This is a genomic window from Antrihabitans stalagmiti, from assembly GCF_016482825.1.
Lineage (GTDB): Bacteria > Actinomycetota > Actinomycetes > Mycobacteriales > Mycobacteriaceae > Antrihabitans > Antrihabitans stalagmiti.
On sequence record NZ_JAEMNV010000007.1, the window covers coordinates 1 to 20269 of the forward strand.

General features: G+C 61.8%; 15 protein-coding genes and 1 pseudogene. 6 read left to right on the forward strand and 10 right to left on the reverse strand.

The annotated features are described in order from the left end of the window. Window positions 1-91: 91 nt before the first annotated feature. Window positions 92-2221 carry an NB-ARC domain-containing protein gene (locus JGU71_RS20225; RefSeq protein WP_199706111.1) on the reverse strand — a complete coding sequence of 710 codons (2130 nt, stop codon included), beginning with the start codon at window positions 2219-2221 and terminating at the stop codon, window positions 92-94. Window positions 2222-2931: 710 nt separating this feature from the next. On the opposite strand from JGU71_RS20225, the gene istA reads away from it, so the two are divergent. Beyond that, window positions 2932-4599, forward strand: a complete 1668-nt coding sequence (gene istA / locus JGU71_RS20230) for an IS21 family transposase (RefSeq protein WP_199706112.1) — start codon at window positions 2932-2934, stop codon at window positions 4597-4599. Continuing rightward, a pseudogene (istB, locus tag JGU71_RS20235) lies at window positions 4596-5386 on the forward strand (IS21-like element helper ATPase IstB). The gene istA and the pseudogene istB overlap by 4 nt, the downstream one beginning before the upstream one ends. 12 nt (window positions 5387-5398) lie before the next feature. Here the strand turns inward: istB and JGU71_RS20240 are convergent. The 5 genes from JGU71_RS20240 to JGU71_RS20260 all read right to left on the reverse strand — a co-directional run bounded on the left by JGU71_RS20240 (window position 5399) and on the right by JGU71_RS20260 (window position 14194). After that, window positions 5399-6259, reverse strand: a complete 861-nt coding sequence (locus JGU71_RS20240) for a sulfite exporter TauE/SafE family protein (RefSeq protein ID WP_307829738.1) — start codon at window positions 6257-6259, stop codon at window positions 5399-5401. Between the two features lie 629 nt (window positions 6260-6888). Further along, a complete protein-coding gene (locus JGU71_RS20245; RefSeq protein ID WP_307829739.1) occupies window positions 6889-8022 on the reverse strand; it encodes a T6SS phospholipase effector Tle1-like catalytic domain-containing protein in 1134 nt (377 codons plus the stop codon). Between the two features lie 22 nt (window positions 8023-8044). Continuing rightward, window positions 8045-9979, reverse strand: coding sequence for a CHAT domain-containing protein (locus JGU71_RS20250; RefSeq protein WP_199706114.1), 1935 nt, complete (start codon window positions 9977-9979; stop codon window positions 8045-8047). Between the two features lie 1589 nt (window positions 9980-11568). After that, on the reverse strand, window positions 11569-12654 hold the full coding sequence (locus JGU71_RS20255; protein ID WP_199706115.1) for an MBL fold metallo-hydrolase: 1086 nt from the start codon (window positions 12652-12654) through the stop codon (window positions 11569-11571). Between the two features lie 385 nt (window positions 12655-13039). Further along, window positions 13040-14194 carry a tyrosine-type recombinase/integrase gene (locus JGU71_RS20260; protein WP_199706489.1) on the reverse strand — a complete coding sequence of 385 codons (1155 nt, stop codon included), beginning with the start codon at window positions 14192-14194 and terminating at the stop codon, window positions 13040-13042. 382 nt (window positions 14195-14576) lie between these two features. On the opposite strand from JGU71_RS20260, the gene JGU71_RS20265 reads away from it, so the two are divergent. After that, window positions 14577-14714, forward strand: coding sequence for a hypothetical protein (locus tag JGU71_RS20265; RefSeq protein WP_199706116.1), 138 nt, complete (start codon window positions 14577-14579; stop codon window positions 14712-14714). Window positions 14715-14784: 70 nt separating this feature from the next. On the opposite strand, the gene JGU71_RS20270 is transcribed toward JGU71_RS20265, so the two are convergent. Next, a complete protein-coding gene (locus JGU71_RS20270) occupies window positions 14785-14952 on the reverse strand; it encodes a hypothetical protein (RefSeq protein ID WP_199706117.1) in 168 nt (55 codons plus the stop codon). Between the two features lie 47 nt (window positions 14953-14999). Continuing rightward, window positions 15000-15929, reverse strand: a complete 930-nt coding sequence (locus tag JGU71_RS20275) for an LLM class F420-dependent oxidoreductase (protein WP_199706118.1) — start codon at window positions 15927-15929, stop codon at window positions 15000-15002. A gap of 303 nt (window positions 15930-16232) precedes the next feature. On the opposite strand from JGU71_RS20275, the gene JGU71_RS30240 reads away from it, so the two are divergent. From JGU71_RS30240 to JGU71_RS20285, 3 genes are all read left to right on the forward strand, one after another. Further along, window positions 16233-16355, forward strand: a complete 123-nt coding sequence (locus JGU71_RS30240) for a hypothetical protein (RefSeq protein WP_267908447.1) — start codon at window positions 16233-16235, stop codon at window positions 16353-16355. Window positions 16356-16359: 4 nt separating this feature from the next. Beyond that, on the forward strand, window positions 16360-17166 hold the full coding sequence (locus tag JGU71_RS20280) for an alpha/beta fold hydrolase (protein WP_233529836.1): 807 nt from the start codon (window positions 16360-16362) through the stop codon (window positions 17164-17166). A 193-nt stretch (window positions 17167-17359) separates the two neighbouring features. Beyond that, a complete protein-coding gene (locus JGU71_RS20285; RefSeq protein ID WP_199706119.1) occupies window positions 17360-18352 on the forward strand; it encodes an isopenicillin N synthase family dioxygenase in 993 nt (330 codons plus the stop codon). A gap of 40 nt (window positions 18353-18392) precedes the next feature. Here the strand turns inward: JGU71_RS20285 and JGU71_RS20290 are convergent, their stop codons facing one another. Together JGU71_RS20290 and JGU71_RS20295 are read right to left on the reverse strand one after the other, a co-directional pair. Further along, complete coding sequence (locus JGU71_RS20290; protein WP_199706120.1) at window positions 18393-19229, reverse strand: SDR family oxidoreductase; 837 nt, start codon at window positions 19227-19229, stop codon at window positions 18393-18395. A 27-nt stretch (window positions 19230-19256) separates the two neighbouring features. Further along, on the reverse strand, window positions 19257-20123 hold the full coding sequence (locus tag JGU71_RS20295) for an alpha/beta fold hydrolase (RefSeq protein ID WP_199706121.1): 867 nt from the start codon (window positions 20121-20123) through the stop codon (window positions 19257-19259). Window positions 20124-20269 lie beyond the last annotated feature (146 nt).

The window sequence follows — 20269 nt, forward strand, 5'->3', positions numbered from 1 at the left end:
AACGGGCAACCAGAAGACCACCCGACACGACGCGCCGGGTGGTCCCATAACTGGCAATCCAGGTGGTCCCATGCACCTGGCAGAAATCAGCTCACAGCGGTCCCATGCTCATGGCAGACGACAGAGGTAGATCGATAGTGCGCAACTCTTCAAGCTCGTCTAGGCTCGCATCCAGTTGATCGGTCGAAAAATCGAAGCTATCCTTTCGAGCGAAACGTGCAGAGATCTCCGACCGCAGCATTGCACGCGCGAGCAGATAGAACACGCGCGCATCCTCGGGTACATCAGACCAGTCGGCGACTTGTCCAGCAAGATTGGCAATCACGGATTCGCCATGTTGACAAGCGATCTCCATTGGCAGTTTGTCGCCGCGGGTCCGCGCATAGGCCGCCCATCCGTAGAGATCAAACATCAATTCGCATCCGATTCCCACGATCGCCCATGGCGGAGCATCACGTAGGTATCGCAGACGAACAATGTCGTTGACGACTCGCGGAACGGTCACGGTATCGACTATCCAATTGCGGGCTGTTCTTTCACCGCTGACTACGTTCCGTTCGACGAGCGTTTGTGTTCGCAACGCAGTGACAATTCCGTTTACTATTTCGCTGTCAGCGATTGCCGGTTCTGGCACTTTCGCCAGGTCAAGCTGAACAAGTTCTCGCATAGCAGTGGGCACCAGCATATTTAGCGGAATGTCCGCGTGATTCATGAACGACGCCATGTTCATAAAGTGGCGTGCTGGCCTACTCCATCTCGGACTAACAATGCCGAGATCCGCGTTTAGCTTCCTGATCGCGAGCGCAACCGATGCTGCGATCGTGCGGTCGAGTTCCGGTGGAGCAGAGATTTCGTCCTCAAGGGCTGCCAACGACTTGAAGTAGTCGGACGCCAACGATTCGAAACTGTCACCGCTGTTTCTAAAGTATAACCCTGCCATGGCGACCGCCATTGGCATTCTGCCGAGTTTCTCGACGATATCAGCTATTGTATGCCTGATTCCTTTTGCGTCGCCGGCAGAAATTCCGGCGTAATGTGCAAAGCAATTAATAGCCTGTTCGCTTGCGAACGGGCCAATTCGCCGAACCTCTCCAAGCGCAGTCCAACGTGTACTATTCGGCGTGGTCACAACGACTACGCCGGTTCCCGTAGTTGGCATCAAAGACTTTATTGTCGAGGGCGTGTCAACTCCGTCAAAGACAAGGATCCATGGCCCAGCTGACGCCGATAGCGTTCGATTGAACGTGGAATATAACTCGTCTCGACTAGCGTACGAATCGGTTTGATTCATATCGCGCAGTATGTCAGTTACTGTGGCGTCTATCTTGCGCTGGTTCGCGCAGTCGATCCAGTACACCGTTTCGTAGAAATTCCTGCTCGAATGACAAAAGTCAGACGCGAGGACCGACTTTCCCATCCCGGTAGTCCCCGCGAGAATAGCGAGCTGAGGGGTGCGGCCTTCGTTGCACTTTCCGAGCAACCCCGAGAGGTAGTCCAACTCGTCCTCGCGCGGAAACGGTGACGGCCTATACGGCACGGACGTCGCCGCATTTCCCCAATCAAACTCGCCACCAACATGCGCAAGTTCGTGATCGCTGACATGCATTACGGCAATCAGCTCTAAGGCCGAAATCTCCTGCTTTTCGAGCCCAGATCCAGCTCTAAATACGAGGTCAAGCATCGACGCTAATATATACCGAGCAGATGACTGACCGAGCCCCAAGTGGCGATCGCCCCGAAATTGTACGATCATGCCAAGGATTGAATCCCGTATTTCGTTGAGCGATCTCTTGTCTATCGTTATCGTGGCGTTGACTCGCGGAACAAACGCGTAAGTACTTACTTCGCCCGACTTTTCGATGAGTTTACACTCGTCTTCCACCGTCGATGCCATTGCCCTGTTGGTAAGGAATCGTTGAGGTACTGCACCGACCTCTGAAGTCATATCGTCGAAAACAGTGGTTGTGGGCGGTAGATAGATCTTGGCCGTCGGGTCGATTGACGCCTTTACCTGGACAGCTTCCACGAGGAGGTCGGCAATGGTAGTCGAAAAGTCAACCTTGTCCTTGTCACTTGTCGACACCGAGCTTGTTTCTACGAAGAACCTGATTCCCGACAACTCGCTTAGATTTGCCCGCATGTATTCGAGAAAGTATTCGATTGTCGCCAGGTACTGATAGTGATATCCGAATGCTGAAACAACACCGCCCCCGTAAGCCATTGTTGTCTACTACTCCTAGCTGAGTTCGCATCGAATTCTGATGGCCGACCGATCTAGTTTGGCAGCGGGAGTCTACGGCAACTCTGCCCCGAGTACCACGAAACCCCCATACGAGCAATGTCCGTTCCCAGATCTCGTGACGAACCGAAATACACCCCTGGTGCGACACCTGGTGTCATCTGGTCGGCGGGTGGTTCCGCCTACCGGCGGTCCCTTGAACCAAGGCACGGCCAAACCGCCGGTGGGAATAGGCCTTTCGGACGCACCAGTAGGGATTGAAGTGGTAAGCGCATCGCTTGCGTCCGCGAGCAGAACGGACCAGTCGATGCCGGCAGGATAGGACCAGAGATATGAGCACGAGAGCGGATCTGCGCCAAGATCAGTGACAAGACGGGCAATCCGATCATCGGCCCGAACCGGCAATGGCTCTATCAGTTTCGTTCCAAGGGTAGAGACGCTCTCACAGCGCCCCAGAGCGTGGTGCAGATTTCCGCTGAGGAGTTGCGCGCAGTGGTCGATCTGAACGCGGAGTGCAGGCTCCGAGTCGTCAGGAAGCGGCGAACAGCTGGGTATGACAGGTTTGGTTGGCCCCACTTGATGCAGGATTCGCAAGTTTGAGTGGCCCCATCTGCGACTCGCCGGGCAGCTTCTGTCAGGTTTGAGTGGCCCCACCTGAAGGTTCGTCACATCGACGACTTTCAGGAGGAGATGTGAGGTCCAAGATCATGCTGTTCGAGCAGATCCGACGGGATTCCCGGGTGGAGGGTCTGTCGGTGCGGGCATTGGCCAAACGGCACCAGGTGCACCGACGAACGGTTCGGCAGGCGCTGGCGTCGGCGACACCACCGGAATCCGTCAGGCGCCGTTGGCAATCGAAGAAGATCGACCCGTTCGTCGAGGCAATCGACGCCATGTTGCGGTCGGATCTGACCGCCCCCAAGAAACAGCGTCACACGACCGTGCGGATCCTGGCCCGCCTCGTCGCCGAACATGACGCGACCGACCTGTCGTATTCGACCGTGCGCAGTTATGTCAACGAGCGGCGACAAGAGATCTGGGCCGAGATCGGCCGACCACTGACGGAAGTGTTCATCGCCCAAACCCATCAACCCGGTGCCGAAGCCGAGGTCGACTTCGCCGAACTCTGGGTCGACCTGCCGAATGGTCGGACGAAGTGTTACCTATTCACGATGCGGTTGTGCTTCAGCGGCCGCGCCGTCCACCGGGTGTACCCGACCCAGTCTCAGGAAGCGTTCCTGGAGGGTCATATCGCCGCGTTCGCCGAGCTGGGTGGTGTCCCGACCATGCATATCAAATACGACAATTTGAAGTCCGCGGTCACCCAGGTGCTCTTCGGCACCGATCGACGCAGAACGGAGAACGAACGCTGGGTGCTGTTTCGCTCGCACTACGGCTTCGATCCGTTCTACTGCATACCGGGCATCGAGGGTGCCCATGAAAAGGGTGGCGTCGAGGGTGAGGGCGGACGCTTCCGCCGCAACCATCTCGTGCCAGTGCCGAAGGTGAAATCGTTGGCGGAGTTGAACATTCGACTCGCCAAGGCAGACCGGGCCGATGACCATCGCCGCATCAGTGGTCGGCTCGCGACTGTCGGGGACATGTTCGGCATCGAACGACTCGTGCTGCGACCGTTGCCGACAGAGATGTTCGAGCCAGGTCTGTTGTTGAACCCCCGGGTGGATCGACACGCGCGGGTCATGGTCCGCAACTGCCAGTACTCGGTCCCCGCCAAGTTCATCGGACGGCGAGTGCGGGTGCATCTGCGGGCCGGGGAAGTGATCGTCCTGCACGGCCGCAACGTGATCGCCAGCCATGAGCGATCCAACGGCAAAGGCGCCCAAATTCTGGACTTGGATCACTATCTGGAAGTGCTGAAGTACAAACCCGGAGCACTGCCGGGGGCAACCGCGCTGGTCCAAGCTCGCGCTGGCGGCGCGTTCACCCCAGCACACGACGCGTTCTGGGCCGCAGCTCGCAAAACCCACGGTGACGCCGCCGGCACCCGAGAACTCATAGACGTGTTGCTACTGCACCGACACATGGCCGCCGCCGATGTCATTGCCGGACTGACCGCAGCCCTGAGCAGCGGGGCCACCTCGGCCGACGTCGTCGCTGTCGAAGCCCGCAAACAACACCCTGGGGCCAGCCAAACCGCACATCCCGTCGATCACGGTGGGGCGCTCAAGCACACCGTTGTCAGTATTACCCAGCGGCGACTGGCCGATCCGACTGCGGTGATCGCGGGGTTGCCCCCGGACACTCGAGCACTCCCGTCGGTCGCCCAGTACGACGAGCTGCTCAGCCGCCGCAACACCGGATCCGATGCATCCGACAGCGTGAAAGGGAATGTGTCATGAGCCAACCACGACGTCGCCGAGGGCTGACCGAGCAAGCCGCCGCCGCGGCGATCGACACCGCGTGCCGGCAACTCCGGTTGCCGACCGTCCGCGGCCTGGTCACCGACATGGCCGTCGTCGCAGAAAAGGAACAACTCACCTACCAAGGATTCCTCGCCGAACTACTGCTGGGCGAATGCGACGACCGAGCTCGCCGCCGATCCGTCCGACGCGTCAAAGCCGCCGGGTTTCCCCGCGACAAGTGGCTGGCCGACTTCGATTTCGACGCGAACCCGAACATCAACCCGGCCACGATCCACACCCTGGCCGACTGCGGCTGGATCCGCGCCGGGCAACCCCTGTGCCTGATCGGTGACTCCGGCACCGGCAAAAGCCATCTACTCATCGGGCTCGGAACCGCGGCCGCGGAGAACGGTTTCCGGGTCAAATACACACTTGCCACCAAACTCGTCAACGAACTCGTCGAAGCGGCCGACGAGAAGATCCTCGCCAAGACCATCGCCCGCTACGGGCGGGTGGATCTGTTGTGCATCGACGAACTTGGGTACATGGAGACAAACGCGGGGCCGAGTTGCTGTTCCAAGTGTTGACCGAGCGGGAGGAAAAGAATTCGGTCGCGATCGCGTCCAACGACAGTTTCTCGGGCTGGACGAAGACCTTCACCGATGCCCGACTCTGCGCCGCCATCGTGGATCGACTCACGTTCGGCGGCAACATCATCGAGACCGGCACGGACAGCTATCGACTCGCGCATACGAAAGCCCACCAGGCAATCGGGTCGCGGTAAACCACGATCCGATCAGTTGTGCCGCCACACCTTGACCGCGGAGAGCAGCAAAAGCAACACCAGCAACGGAATCAGGACCGCGCTCGCGACAGCGCCGAGCAGCAACCCACCCACCACGGTGCCCACGATCGACCCGGCCGACATCGCGACCACGAAACGCCCGTTCGCACGGAGCACCCCGAAGCTCTGATCTTGGCTGTAGCGGGCGAACGCCACCAGCATCGTCGGTAGCGACACCGCCAGCGACAAGCTTCCCGCGATCTTGATGTCCACCGCGTACAGCAACACGATCGTCGGGATGAGCAATTCGCCACCGGCCACCCCCATCAGTGCCGCGACGACCCCGATCCCGAAACCAGCAATCAACCCCGCGACGGCGCGAGTCACCGGCCCGAGTTCCAGCGAACCGAGGTGGCCGAAGTGGCTGACCGACAACGCGATTGCGATGAGTACCAGCAGCAGCGCCAGCGTTTTGTACAACGTTGCCGAGCGCATCTTGGTCGCCCAGGTGGCCCCGGCCCACGCACCGAGCAGACTGCCACCGAGCAGGTTCACCACGATCGACCAGTGCGGAGCAAGTTCGGCGTACGGGACCGCGGCAAGGCGGGCAGGCAACGCAGTGATGACCACGATCAGGCTCATCGCCTTGTTGAGGATCACGGCCTGCAACGCAACGAAACCGAACAACCCGATCAATAGCGGCAGTCGAAACTCCGCACCCCCGAGACCGATCATCCCGCCGAGCACACCGATGACCGAGCCAGAAAAGAACGCCACCGGCAGCGACCGACTCAATCCGCGGATCGGACCCACTTCGCCCGAGGTGGGCACCCCCGCGACGCCAGTGGGGCTATTCGGAGAATCGCTGTTCACGCGGGCCACCTTACGGCGACAAACCACCAGTTCCGCTAACCGCTACTACCGCTCGACATCGCAAACATCACCACCGTGGTGGGGCCAACCAAATCTGACGGACCGGGGCCACGCAAACTTGACAGACCCAAACAGCGGTATGACTTGTGCGAGGCGTTCTCAATGCACCTGGTGGACGAGTGCACGGACAGTGTTCTGACCCACCGCACTTTCACGGGAGAAGGCAATATCACTGCGGTGCGAGCTTGGTGACGCCCACAGCCCTGCGGAGAGGCTCGTCTCGAATTCGACTCCGAGCCGCGTGACGTGGGCCGGATCACATAGATCGACGCATTCTGCACGAATTCTGCACGCGGCGGGATGGCGCTACTTGTAAGTAGCTCTGAACTGCACAAACTTTGTCGGGCTGACAGGATTGAACCTGCGACCACTTGGTCCCAAGGAATACGGGGAATGCGGTTCTGCACTATCTGCACGCGATGCCGTCGTGCTGCTGAACTGGCGATGCTCGGGCGCGTGCGTGCCGTGTGGCCTCAACTGGCCCCCACCCTGCCTGAGCCGGCCCCAAAACGCCGGGCGAACCGGCGGACACACCAGTTCCGCTCCGGAACCCGGGTGCATCAGAAGGGTCAGAGAAGATTCGGTTTATACGGCGTCAGTGTGTTCTTGGTGGCTTCGATTCGCTGGTAGACACTCGAATGAATCTGGTCGCCAGGCAAGACGGTGCGTCGCTTCCAACCGCCAGCAGCGACCCATATTCGGCCGTTGCGATGCAAGACGCCGAGAGCCCGATCGTGGGGCAGGAGATTGCCGTGCCCGATATCGAGCAGCGGGCGATACCGGTTCGTGCTAATACGCAGACCTGCCGTCTCCGCCTCGACCGCCATCCAGTGGAAGGCCACGTCGGAGAGCCTGTGGTCGTCCTCGTATTGGCCACCCACGTCACTGTGAATGCCCGCGAACCAGACCTCCTGGTGAAGCCCGTTCGAGGCTGCTACTACCTCGGGGTTAAGTCGATAGACCGGGAATGGTCGGCGGCGCTCGTCGAGTGCCATCGCGTGCCGAACGATCGCAACGTTGTCTAGAGTTCGTGTCGACGGCCATTGGTACTGCTCAAACTTGCCGCGCACGTTCATAGATCCGGCCGAGCGGACGGTGTCCCAGATACCCATGAACTCGACCTGATTGATGCCTCTAACAAACACACTTGGAAAATCCGGATTGCCGAATCGACGCTCAAAATCACGCCGCAGTTTCCAGTACCCCTTGCGCTCGGCGGCAGCGTTGGCTTCACGCGCGACGAGGTGGTCGGCGCCTTGGGGTCGGTCTCCGCTCTTAGCGTATAACTTCACGGCATACGGCACTAGATTCTGCGAACCCGACCGCAAGAGTCCTACCGTGCGCAGCATCCCGCTCAGAGCCCGAGCCGTGTAGGCGCCGCGCGAGAATCCGAAGATGTAGATGCTGTCGCCACAGCGGTAGTTCTCCATCAAGAAGATGTAGGCCTCTTCGATGTTTTCCTTGATTCCGTACCCAGCGATGAAGCCGTACGCTCGGCTAGTCGCTTTGCCGAGTCGGGTAAACGCGCTGCGTGCTCCCATCGTCCCCACACCCGGATCGTAGTAGACAAGTTGATCAGCGGTCTTGCTCGCGAGTTCATAGATCCGGCCGACGTTCGTCGAGCCGGCCTCGGGTTCGTTGCTCGTACCGTCGAGACAGACGACAAGATTGCGTTGTGTCGAACCCGGGTTCTCCTCGTTCACACGCTCATCATGCGCCATCGGTTCATCCCACAACCATGAATGGCGCCCAGTAGCGCTCAGCGTCGCCAGACAAAGGCTGTGGGATCACTTCGTCGTCGCGGAGCTCAGGCGGCAGATTGAGGCCGCGGCGCCTTTTGGTGCCCTCGGACGCCGGAGTGCCACCAAGCTTGTGGTACGCGACGTGCATGTCGTCGGGCGTGAGCGTGAATATTGCGCGCTGCGCAGTTGCTAGCGCCGAGGCCGGCGGTGTCCCGACTGCGAGCTCCTGATAGAAGCGGTACATCACTATCGGCGCGACCTCGTCGTCCACCGGCCAGAGCGACACCACAGCTTGTGAGACCCCCGAGCGCAGCAGCGATCGGGTCAATCCGATGACGTCACCACCGAGCGTGGCCTCCCCGCGCCCGGTATCGCAGCCGGACAGAACAGCAAGGTCGGTGCCGAATCTTAGGCCCGCAATGTCTGCGACGCTCAGATCGCCCTGGCCGGCAAGTACCAGTGACGACGCGAACGGAGACAACTCGTCGAGATGTCCGTGGGTCGAGAGATGAAGTATGTTGCACGCTTCGAGGCGAGCGGTCACGGCCGCTTTGGTTGCCTCTGCGCCGAGGAGTATGTCGCTAGCTTCCAGCAGAGCGCCGATGGCGGCAGCCTCGACCTGCGCCCCGGGTAAGCGGTTCAGATCTGGGCGTAAGGTCGCGTCGAATTCGGGATCGCCGACGATCAGCGGGCGCGCTGTCGACACCCCCACATCGGGTCGGTACGCCTCAGCGCGTGGCAAGTACGACACAACATGGGTCAGCATCAACGGCAGGCCGTCGAGCCGAAGCGCGTGGAATGGCACTGCGGTGAGCGCTCCGAACGGCACTATAACTAACCGGTTATGGGTTCGCAAAAGATCCTCGACCGGATTGACAAGCAACAACGACAACGCCGTGTTCGATGCCCGCCCAGCTGTGCACGTGATCTGGAAGTCGCGAACGAGCACTGCGAGCTCATTCGATCTGAGCTCTCGAACAATCGGCCTCAGCACATCCCTGGTCACTGCCCACATCAGTAGGTCGTCGCCGACCGCGAGATATTCCAGGAGCAGCGTGCCTTCCGCAAGCATGTCCTGGATATCGGCGGCCCCTCGCAGGTGCCCGGGGGCAGAGCGCCTCAGTAGGAGGCCAGGGCTCGCTGCGTCAACAGCTCGCTCCGCTGCAGCGAGATCGGCATCGGCCGCATCCAACTTCGCGAAAAGGCCGGCGGTGCGGTCCGGTGCAGCGGTGGGCAGCTGGTCAACGATCGTGTTGGAAATCGCCGAATATTGGGCCGCGGCTCTCTGCCACCACTGACTAATCACAGGATTGACCTGGATCAGTGTGTCGAACGAGAACGACCGGGCGCGCTCGGCAGAATTGAATGATCCGTCCACGTCACCCTTCGCTAGCTGCACCATTGCTAGAGTCGCGTAGAGCTTCGCGACATCGGGCTGATCGCAGGCATCGAGGCGGTCCGGATCCCTCAACAGCAGTCTCGCCTCGGCCTCGAACATCGCGATTGCTGCGCTCACCGCGGCCTTTGCGTCGTTCACGTTCCCGCGCTCCAGGTCGATCCCGGCCCTCATTAGTGGGTCGCGCCATTCGGTCCAGGCAGTGGCCCGGTCCAGCGCGGCGTGCGCGCGCTCGAATGCCTTCGCACGGACGTAGAGCGTTGCGGCGGCTTGGTCCGAAATCTTGCCAGAATCGTGGGCTGCATCCAGTGCCTCGCGAGCCTCGTCGAGCCGTTGCGCCGACACCAACGCGAGTGGCAACAGATGCGGCACTGCCCCAGGTCGTAGAGAGGCGTCGATGGCACGTGCGAACCACGCCCGGGCCTCGTCGGCGCGACCTGTTCGCTGTGCGTGTTCGCCCCTTGCAATTTGAGCGATGACATCGATCATGACGACCATTTCCCGGGCGCTATTGAGGTACATGCGCTGAATCATCGTAATCATGATTTCGGCGGCGGCAGCTTGAGATTCAATCGACCCGTCCCCAGCAAGCGCCGCGAATGTGCCTACTATTTCGGACTCAGTCGCGAGATGCGGGTCAGCGACCGGTGGCAACACAGATTGCCTCGCCGTAATTTCAGCCACGAGCTGGTCCCTGATCAGATCGAGACGTGTGGCAGCGTGGGCAGCATGCGGGCCGAGGGTGTGGTCCCGGAGCGCTGCGATCATTACTGCGGCCGCCTCAAGCTTCTGGGGGAACGCGAAAAGTTCGGAGTCCGGAGTAGCGAGACTACGGCCGAACTCGCGTTCAAGCCTGATAAGGGCACTGGTCGTGAGGTTAAGCCGCATGTCGGCGCGGGCAACAGCTGTGACCAAACTCTGCGACGGGACGGACCGGTTGACGCGGACAAGCTGTAGCGCGGTGAGATGGCCAATGCGTGCCCGACTCGCCGTCCCGTTTGTGTTCCATACGTCGGCGCAGCGTTCGAGTAATCGGCCGAGTCCGACACACCATGAGGCGCTGCCAACTGAGGTAGACCAACCGATCAAGTCGGCGATCGGGCCGTGTTCGGGGCGATGCCATCCTCCGCCCAGATCGAGCGCGTGCTGTTCCAGACGACCATCATCTATGTCGGCGACCAATTCGTGAATCGCGGTCATCCGTTGCATCGCAGCGTCGTCAGCCGTCACATATTCCACGTGCGCGTCTGCGAGTGCGGTTCGGACAGCATCACGATCGCCCCTGGTCCTTGCCAGCGAAGCAGTGCGGATTGCGAGCGCGCCGCGCAACCAGGGCGCGTCAATCGCACCGAGCGTGGACGCTGCCTGGTCGTAACACGCAACGGCGTGACCGTCATCCACCGGGAACGGGCTCGGACCCTGCTGTGGCGCGAGTGCGACTCCGAGCGATTCAGGCGCCGCGCCAGGTGTGCACCACCAGTCGCCTTCGACGAGGTAAGTCAGGGCCAGCTGACCGGCATCGCCTTCGCAATGATGACGAGCAACTGCGAGTAGGTTCGGCGCGTTCGGCATGCCCGCATGATGAGCGAGATCGGCGCCAGCGATCCTTGCCCAAACTGCGAGCGCTGGCTGGCGGAGCCGGGATGCCGTGGCGGTGAGATTCTCCAGATTCTGCATGCCCTTATTAAGTGCCTGCTCGACGCCCAGCGTCGCGCCTCCACGTACGGATGTCTCCAACATGCTCCGCAGCGTCAGTAGGCCGGGCGGTCCCCAGGCCACGACGCCTTCAAGAAGCTCCGTCGGAGACTCACCGGTCGACGGCACAACAAATGCGTCGAGAAGCAATTCACCCTCCGCGCCGACACCGCCGGGGTACCAGTTGCGGTCAAGTAACTGTGCCCAAACTGTCAGCGACTGAATAATCCTCGCGCAACGACCGGAGACTTCGCCACTCTCGATGTCACTGAGCAATTTAAGGCAGCGGCGGGGTTCCCCTGCCGTGAGAGCGGCCAGGCACGCGTCATAAATAGCTCCCTCGACGAGCGTGCTGAAGAACGACGAACCCGACGCAGGCTGTAGGACCACGCTGATCCATGAGTCGAGGGGAGTCGTCATTGCCGGGCTGGGAGTTCGAGGATAATGCCTTTGGCCGGTTCGTCTGGATACCGTGCCGCATAGCCGAACTGCGCTGTCAGTTTGGGATCGGTCCAACGTGCTGTGCGAGGGGTGCGATAGTTGAACCATAACGTCGCTCCCTGGCGCGCGCTGACGACTGTACGAGCGATCGCCACGTCGTCGGGGTGGTGAAAGATGTCGCCATTTGTTGAGACGAGATAGTGCCGCGCCGGCGCGACGGCGAGCATCGGCGCGATGACATTTCCTTTGCTGCCGTGGTGTGGGAGCTTAAAGGCGTCAACCGCCAGCTCGTCGAGGCCTCGTGACTGGGCGACACCGAGTAGCGCAGCGCCGATGACTGTGCCGAATCCGTCGCCTGCGAGGACAACGCTAGCGCCTCTGTGCTCGATTAGCAGAGCAATGCTGCTGCCGTTCGGAGCAGACGAATCGCCGACAGACTTTGACGACGCGATCGCCTCAAGATCACTAAGAGGCTGCAAGACATCTGGCTCGGCGGCCCTCGTCGGGCCGCGAGTAGCTGCATCGACGGCCTCCCGCCATTTGGCTCCGAGGATTGCCAGGCGCTTCGTTGTCGGCGAAAGGACGGTGATGCGCGGTCCGTTCGCCGTTTGAACCTCGACAAAACCAGCCTCTTCGCCGGTATCGATGGGCAGTCCGCAGAATGCGCGGTTCCACGGGAGCACAACGTTGTTGGTGTCGCCGCGCAGATCCGCTGTCAGAGATTCGCCCTGCGCGACGCTACGCGTGACTCCGCTCCCTGGCAGATGAACGCGCCCGTTAAACCAATAGTCTCCGACCTGCTCATGCGCGAACTTGCTATTGGCGAATGGCAAAAATCCGCCGATATGGTCCGCGTCGATGTGAGTCACCACCGCGACATCTATCCTATTGTCGTCCGTTGGAAATCGGTTTAATCGCGCTTCCAACCTTGGCCACGTATCCACCGGACCGCCATCGACGAGCATGCGCCACGTCCGGCCACCGTCGTGAGACGGACACTCGACGAGCAGACAGTCGCCTTGGCGCGCTGGCAGGACCTCAAGTCGAATGGCAGGTGTCATGGTGTACTCCCGCCTAGACTCCCGTTAATAGTCATTGTGAGCGCAAAGATTCGACAGCGCAATTGCAATTCGCGCAACCGAGATCAAGACGAATCCGTTCTAGCGTGTCGTCTCGGTTTGTTGTCCGCCTGGCCAGTATCGGAACAGGGTGTTCCCGACATTGCTTGCGGACGAACGTAACCACCACAGGTGCGGGGTGGACCAACGACCGCACACAAACTGCCGAGAACGCCTTCAGCCACATGCCATGTCCGTGACGGTGGGTGATCCATTCGGGGACCCCTGCCTGACAGGCCGGTCTGACCGGATTGTGGCCTGCGCAGACCGATCAAGGCGTAGAGGAACGGACTTGCCATGGCCGGAACCGTCACCTCCGCAACGCTACCTAGGAGTCTGCTGCCAACTTCGACAGCAGCTCCGCGATCTGGGCGTCACGCCCTTCGGCGGCGTGTTGATAGCGCATCGCAGCTTGCGGTGTCGAGTGCCCCAGCCGCGCCATGAGCTCCGCGAGCGTTGCGCCAGTCGCAGCGGCAAGGACAGCGCCGGTGTGCCGCAGATCGTGGAACGTCATGTCGGGCGTGCCGGCCTCGGCAGCCTTACCTGGTCTCCATCGCCCAGACTCTTCACAAGCTCTGTACCAATGCCGGTACAACGTCGACGGCGCCAAGTGGCCACCGTGCTTGGCTGGGAACACCAATGAATCTGACGCCGACCCAACGTGATCCCGCAAATGACCGTCAATTACTGGGACTAAGTGTGGCGGAATTGAGACGTCGCGAACGCCTGCATCCGTCTTCGGCGTCTTAACGCGGAACTCGCCTTCGGCCCGGACTACGCCACGCCGCACGCGTATCACTGCGCGAGTGGTATCGACATCCTGACGGCGCAACTCGGTCAACTCGCCGAAACGGAGCGCGCACCAGGAGGCCAGCATAACCAACGCCTTGAACTGATCCGGCATCGCGGCAGTCAATGACGCGAGTTCGTCAAGAGTCGCCGGCCGAATCTTGCGAACCCGCTTGGCGGTGCCGGCGCCGCGGATCTTGCATGGGCTCGTTGCGATCTTGCCGTCGTTCTCCGCGCTGCGGAAAATAGTTGCGGCTAACCCATACGCATGAGCGCGCAGCGTCGGTGTTTGCGCGTCAAGTTTCCTGTGCCACTTACGAATATCGTCGTAGGTAATCGATGCGATCGGTAGCAAACCAAGCGCGGGCAGAATCTGGTGGTCGAGCAGCTTGCGATATTCGCCACGGGTCCGATCGGCAAGATCTCGGTACGCCATCCAGTCGTCGGCGAACTCGCCGAATGTGATGGCCGCCGGTTTCTCGACGCCGGGTGGCGCCCACGCCTTCCGAACAATGTCGGCTTGCTGCATCGACAGCCAGGCGCGCGCATCCTGCTTTGTCGTGAACGTCGTCGGCGCACGATAGCGGCGCCCGTCCGGGCCGTTGTAGCGAGCGCGGTACCGCCCACTCGGTAGCTTCTCAACTTCGCCGAATGAGGCGCGGCGCGTTTCGGCCACCCGTACCCTCCCCTTTATATCCCGCCCGCATGGGGTATTCGTGGGGTAAGCATAACTCAAAAGCGACCGATCGTGTTCGCAAGGGACACCACACTTGTGGTCTAAAGCCCCAGATAGATCGCTCGAAATCGCAGGTCAGATGAGAGACGAGCGATTTCTGCGAAACTGGTTCAATCCCAGTATCGCGCACCACAGGTAGACCAGGTCAGGCCCCCTTTCGAGGGGGCCTTTCTTGTTGGAGTGGTTTCGAGGTCACTGCCCACGCAGGCCAAGGACATAGACGAGACGAACCACGATGCCTCTCCAAGGATGCCCGCTTTCGACTGCTGCGCTCACAGCGATCGCTTCGGCGCCTCTAGCGCAGAAAGGCTTTACATGTACTTTTCGACGATTGCTGTGCGTGGACGGGTTCGACGAGCGACGCCGGATACGGTCGTACACACTCGAGGGTTCCGGACAGAAGCGGAGAGGCAGAATCGTGCAGGTGCACGGCATCGCCTACGAGCTGAACATCGCGAAGGGTCAGCCATTGACCTGATGATGTTTGCGGTGTCCCGTTGTACTGCAACCCAAACCACTTCGAGGCGGCGGCCCCTCGCTGCCGATCTTCAACGCGCCACCACGGTCGTCGCAGCGTGCCCCCATGGTCGCCCCTGCATGTTGGAAACCAGAAGGAACAGGATGCCGAGGACGATGAGTCCTGCGATGCTGGCGCCGACCACGGTGGACGTCCGTTCGTGCCACGGCGGACCCGTGAGGGTTGTCGTCGCGGTCATCGGTCACGGGGACTGAACAGTAGCCGCGGCCACCGCTTCCGGACCGATCAGCGGAACCTGCCGACTACCTCGGCGAACAGCTCCAGGTGGTCCAGATCCGACATGTCGAGCACCTGCAGGTACACCCGCTGGACGCCGGCTTCGGCGAACGGGGTCAACCGGTCGACGATCTCGTCGGGCGTCCCGACCAGCGGCGAGTTGCTGCGCAGTTCGTCCACCTCGCGCCCGATGGCGGCCGCGCGGCGCGCGATCTCGGACTCGTCACGTCCTGCGCACACCACGAATGCCGCCGAGTAGGTGAGCGAATCCGGTGCGCGGCCGGAGCTGGCCAATGCGGCCGCCACCCGGCCGTACTGCGTCTTCAGGTCGTCGAGCGAAGCGAACGGCATGTTGAACTCGGTGGCGAACTTCGCAGCTAGCGCCGGGGTGCGCTTGGCGCCGCCGCCACCGATGATGATCGGCGGGTGCGGGGTCTGGACTGGCTTGGGCAGCGCGGGCGAATCCACGATGGAGTACTGAGTGCCGGAGTAGTCGAAGGTCTCCCCGACGGGCGTTCTCCACAGGCCCGTGATGATGTCGAGCTGCTCAGACAGCCGGTCGAAGCGTTCACCCAGCGGAGGAAACGGTATCGCGTATGCCTTGTGCTCGCTCTCGAACCAGCCGGCGCCAAGTCCCAAATCCACACGGCCGTCACTCATTTCGTCGACCTGGGCAACCGCGATCGCCAACGGGCCCGGGTAGCGGAAGGTGGCCGACGTGACCATGGTGCCGAGCCGGATCGTCGACGTCTCGCGGGCGATGCCACCGAGGGTCACCCAGGAGTCGGTCGGTCCTGGCAGCCCGTCGCCGCTCATCGCCACGAAGTGATCGGACCGGAAGAACGCCGAATAGCCGAGCGCCTCCGCGGCTCTGGCAACGGCGAGTTGGTCGGCGTATGTGGCGCCTTGTTGGGGTTCGACGAATACGCGGAAGTCCATGCCCGTCAGCCTAGAGGCGGAGGCTTACAGTCCGCTGCGGCAGTCGCGGACAGCCCTTTCCGCGTCGGTCACGCGCTGAACACCATCTCGCCGCCCACGACGGTCCGCAGCACACGTGCCGCGAGCGGCACAGCGAACTCGGGGCACGTTGGTAGCCAGGTCCGGCTCGGGGGTTACTGGCACCTGCAGGCGATGGGCGATCGACCAAGGTCAGGTGCGCTCATTAACGGGGCACCCGAAATGCGCACCGGCGGGTAGGTTTCGGCCCGGCCGCGCGGGGTACCTCGAACGTGAAGTCCACGAATGGAGTCAGTCTTGCGAGCAGTCGTCCGCCACGGCCCGACGGATCTCTCGATCGACGAGGCGCCGACCGATGCGATCGACCAGGGCTGGACCAAGGTCCTCCCGAACCCGGCAAAGGGCTGAGGCAATGAGCGACTCGATGCACTACGTTCGCACCGGCGAGGGCAGACCGATTCTCCTCGTCCACGGTCTGGGCTCGGACCTCGGCAACTGGGACCCGATCGTGCCGGCCCTGGTGGGGGCAGGCCGCGAGGTCATCGCGCTGGATTTGCCCGGCTTCGGCGACAGCCCACCGCGTCACGGCGAAGTGACCATCGCATCCCTCACCGACGCCGTGCAGGAGTTCATCGTCGAGCACGAATTGGGTGACGTGGACGTCGTGGGAAGTTCGATGGGTGCCCGAATGGTCCTCGAGATGGCCCGCCGAGGCCACGGCGGTGCGGTCGTCGCGCTGGATCCCGGCGGGTTCTGGTCCGATAACCAGGTCAAGATCTTCGGCACCACGGTCGGTGCGTCGATCGCCTTGGTACGGCGCATTCAACCCGTTCTGCCTACGCTGACGGCCAACAGGGTCGGGCGGACCGCACTACTGCTTCAGTTCTCAGCCCACCCATGGCGCCTCGACCCCGGTTTGGTGCTGCGTGAACTCCGTAGCTTCAAACGCGCCACCCGCCTCGACGAGGCACTGCGAGCACTGGTTCACGGGCCCAAACAGCAAGGCGCACCGGCAGGTTCACTGCGGGCGCGAGTGGTCATCGGGTGGGGTCGCAACGATCGCGTCACCCTGCCGAGCCAATCCGTCGTGGCGCAGGAACTGTTCCCCGACGCCAGCCTGCACTGGTTCGATGACTGCGGGCACTTCCCGCACTGGGATCAGCCCGAACAGACCGCACGACTTATCCTCGATCCCACCTCGGTGACTACTACTACTTGATCGAGCTTCGAGATCGTCGACCGCGGCGGTGTCGTCCGTCGATCGACGAGCTGACCTCAGCCTCGACTGCGACGCGGGTAGTCGCGGCTCCGGGTTTGGTGAATTCGGAAGCCATGTTCGTCGGGTCGTGGCCACCACAATCACACCCGATAAAACTCTGGCGATGGATCGATCGTCGTGCCAGTGTGGCGTGGTGCTCCCTATTGTCGATTTGAAGGCCGCAGAGTCCGATCCGACATCGTTTCGCATCGCCCTTCGCGAAGCAGCCCACGAGGCGGGATTCTTCTACCTGGTCGGCCACGACGTCGCAGCTGATCGCATCCGCGAGGTGCTCGAGATCGCCGAAGAATTCTTCGCATTGCCCGATGCCGCGAAGGACGAGATCAGCCAATTGAAGAGCCCGCAGTTTCGCGGCTACTCCCGTCTCGGCGGCGAACTGACCAACGGAAAGGTCGATTGGCGCGAGCAGATCGACATCGGCCCCGAGCGGACCGCTCGCACCGACGCCGAGGGTTACTGGCACCTGCAGGGCCCCAATCTGTGGCCCGCGGCGCTGCCGGAGTTCCGCCGAGTCTTCGAGGCGTGGGACGAGTCCCTGGCCGAGGTCGGACTCCGACTGCTGCGGCATTGGGCCGTCTCGCTCGGCGCGCCGGAGGATCACTTCGACGGCGCGTTCGCCGAGCTGCCAGCGACCTTGATGAAGGTCGTCCGCTACCCGGGCAATGTCGACAACCCGCAAGGCGTTGGGGCGCACAAGGATTCCGGAGTGCTCACACTGCTGCTGGTTGCGCCGGACTCCGAAGGTCTTCAAACCGAACTCACACCTGGCGAATGGGTCGATGTACCTCCGCTGGAGAACGCGTTCATCGTCAATATCGGGGAACTGCTCGAGGTCGCGACCAACGGCTATCTACGCGCGACCAAGCACCGAGTCCTCGCACCGCGGCCAGGTACCGACCGGGTGTCGATACCGTACTTCTTGAACCCTGCGCTCGATGCAGTCATACCGATCATCGAACTCCCGCCGACTCTCGCGAAGCATTCACGTGGGGTGGAGGCTGACCCGGACAATCCGATCTTCGACACCTACGGCGAGAACGCGTGGAAGTCCCGGACTCGAGCACATCCCGACGTCGCTGAACTACACCACGGAATCAAACCGGGCGGTTCACCCACCGCCTACTAGGCACTCGCTCGGCGACCTTGTCGGCAGCGAACTACGGCGATCAACGCTCAGGACTCTTGGCTGTGGTGGCTGCCGCCAACAGTGCGTCGTTGACGGCGGTGGGTGTGACCGCAACGAGCGACTTCTGTAGGCGACTGACGTTGTCGCACAGGTACCGTCGCTTCGGGCGCCGCGAGGTCAGCGCGTGGTCGACCACGTTCACCACCTTCTTCGGGTCGCTTGCCAACTTCTGCATACGTCCCAACAATTTTCGACTTCCGATGAGGTGGGCCGCGTACAGGTCGCGGTGCTCGTCGGTCATACGCGCGACCATCGCGTCGTGTTCGTCGAGCGCGTCGGCCCACATGTCCGTGCGGATTGGGCCGGGTTCGATGAGCGAGACAGGAATGTGCCACGGGCGCAACTCCATTCGCAATGCGTCGGCCAAGGATTCGATGGCGTATTTCGATGCGCTGTAGGCGCCGGTGCCAGGTGTCGTGATCAAGCCCGATACCGACGACATGAACACCACCCGCCCGCGGGCGGCGCGAATCTTCGGCAGCACCGCCTGTGTGACGGCGATCTGCGCAATCACGTTGACGTCGAACTGTTGTGACAGCGCATCGACGGACAGCGACTCCACCGGGCCGTTGACGATGATTCCTGCGTTGTTGACGACACCGTTCAACTCTGCAGGGAGCCGGTCGGAAAGCGTTGCGATGGAGTCCCTGTCGGTGATGTCGAGCGTGATCGGGTGGACGTTGGGGATACGTTCGAGGCTGCGTAGCGCGGTGTCGGATCGGGCGGTGCCATAGACGTCCCACCCCCGTCTACTCAAGTGCTCGGTGATGGCCGACCCGATTCCTCGGCCTGCGCCGGTGACCAGTACTGAAGGCATGCGCTGCTCTCTCTTCTGATTTCGCAGTCAGCGCGCGAGGAATTCGAGAACCTTGGGAACGAACTGCTCGTGGTATTGGAAGATGCCGCCGTGCCCGGAGTTGGGGTAGATCACCAGTTCTGCGTTAGGCAGCCGGCGGGCCATGTCGACGGAGTGCGCACTGTCGACCATGACGTCGTTGTCGCCGTTGGCCACCAGAACCGGCTGCTGGATGCTGCCCAAATCGTAGGGAGTTTGCACCGCCGCGGCCCGGATTGCAGTGAGCTGGTTACGGATTGCCGTGAGCGAGATTCGTTTGTCGCGGCCCTCGGTGCGTTCTTCGAGTCGCGCCATGTAGTCGGTCGCGGCACGCTTGCCCTCCGCGGTGCGAGGGAAGAAGAGGAAGTGCTTGGGGTTGCGCAGAGTCAGAGCAGCTTTGACATAGGCGAGCACGGCGACCTTGGTGACTTCGTCCAAGTCCCCCGCACCCGCGGTTCCCGTACCGGCGAAAATCGCCTTCCGGACCAGCTCGGGATGCGCGAGGGTAACCACTTGGGCGACACCACCGCCGAGGGAGAAGCCGAGCAGATCGACCTGGTCGTAGCCGAGCGCGCGAATGAATTCGACAGCGTCGGCCGCCATCTCGTCGATGGTGCGCGGTACCGACCCGCTCGATGCGCCTACCCCACGATTGTCGAAAACGATGACGTGGCGCCGGGCCGCGATTCCGTCGAGAACGCGGGGATCCCAGTCGTCCATCGTGGCGGTGAGGTGGTGCAGCAAGACGAGCGGCACGCCGCCGCGTGGCCCAAGCTCACGATAGGCGAAGGTGCCGCCACCGGTGGTGATGGTGCGGTTCGGGGCGTCTTTCGACGTCGTCGATGCGGCGTTCTTGGGTGTGTCGATCGTTGTCATCGTTACTCGCTTTCGACTGTGCGGCTCGACCCGCGTGGGGTGGGTAGACCGCTACGGTTGCCTTTATATTATGGTCATAATCTCATCGAGAAGTCCATGCAGAACAACCGAAACCGAACCGAAAACTCACTGCGAGGAGTCAGACC

Excerpts from the sequence above, each read along its gene's own strand:
- JGU71_RS20225 (WP_199706111.1), bottom strand. The coding sequence starts at position 2,221 with ATGGCTTACGGGGGCGGTGTTGTTTCAGCATTCGGATATCACTATCAG.
- JGU71_RS20250 (WP_199706114.1), bottom strand. The coding sequence starts at position 9,979 with ATGTACCTCAATAGCGCCCGGGAAATGGTCGTCATGATCGATGTCATC.
- JGU71_RS20255 (WP_199706115.1), bottom strand. The coding sequence starts at position 12,654 with ATGACACCTGCCATTCGACTTGAGGTCCTGCCAGCGCGCCAAGGCGAC.
- JGU71_RS20270 (WP_199706117.1), bottom strand. The coding sequence starts at position 14,952 with ATGACCGCGACGACAACCCTCACGGGTCCGCCGTGGCACGAACGGACG.
- JGU71_RS20275 (WP_199706118.1), bottom strand. The coding sequence starts at position 15,929 with ATGGACTTCCGCGTATTCGTCGAACCCCAACAAGGCGCCACATACGCC.
- JGU71_RS30240 (WP_267908447.1), top strand. The coding sequence starts at position 16,233 with ATGGAGTCAGTCTTGCGAGCAGTCGTCCGCCACGGCCCGACGGATCTC.
- JGU71_RS20280 (WP_233529836.1), top strand. The coding sequence starts at position 16,360 with ATGAGCGACTCGATGCACTACGTTCGCACCGGCGAGGGCAGACCGATT.
- JGU71_RS20290 (WP_199706120.1), bottom strand. The coding sequence starts at position 19,229 with ATGCCTTCAGTACTGGTCACCGGCGCAGGCCGAGGAATCGGGTCGGCC.
- JGU71_RS20295 (WP_199706121.1), bottom strand. The coding sequence starts at position 20,123 with ATGACAACGATCGACACACCCAAGAACGCCGCATCGACGACGTCGAAA.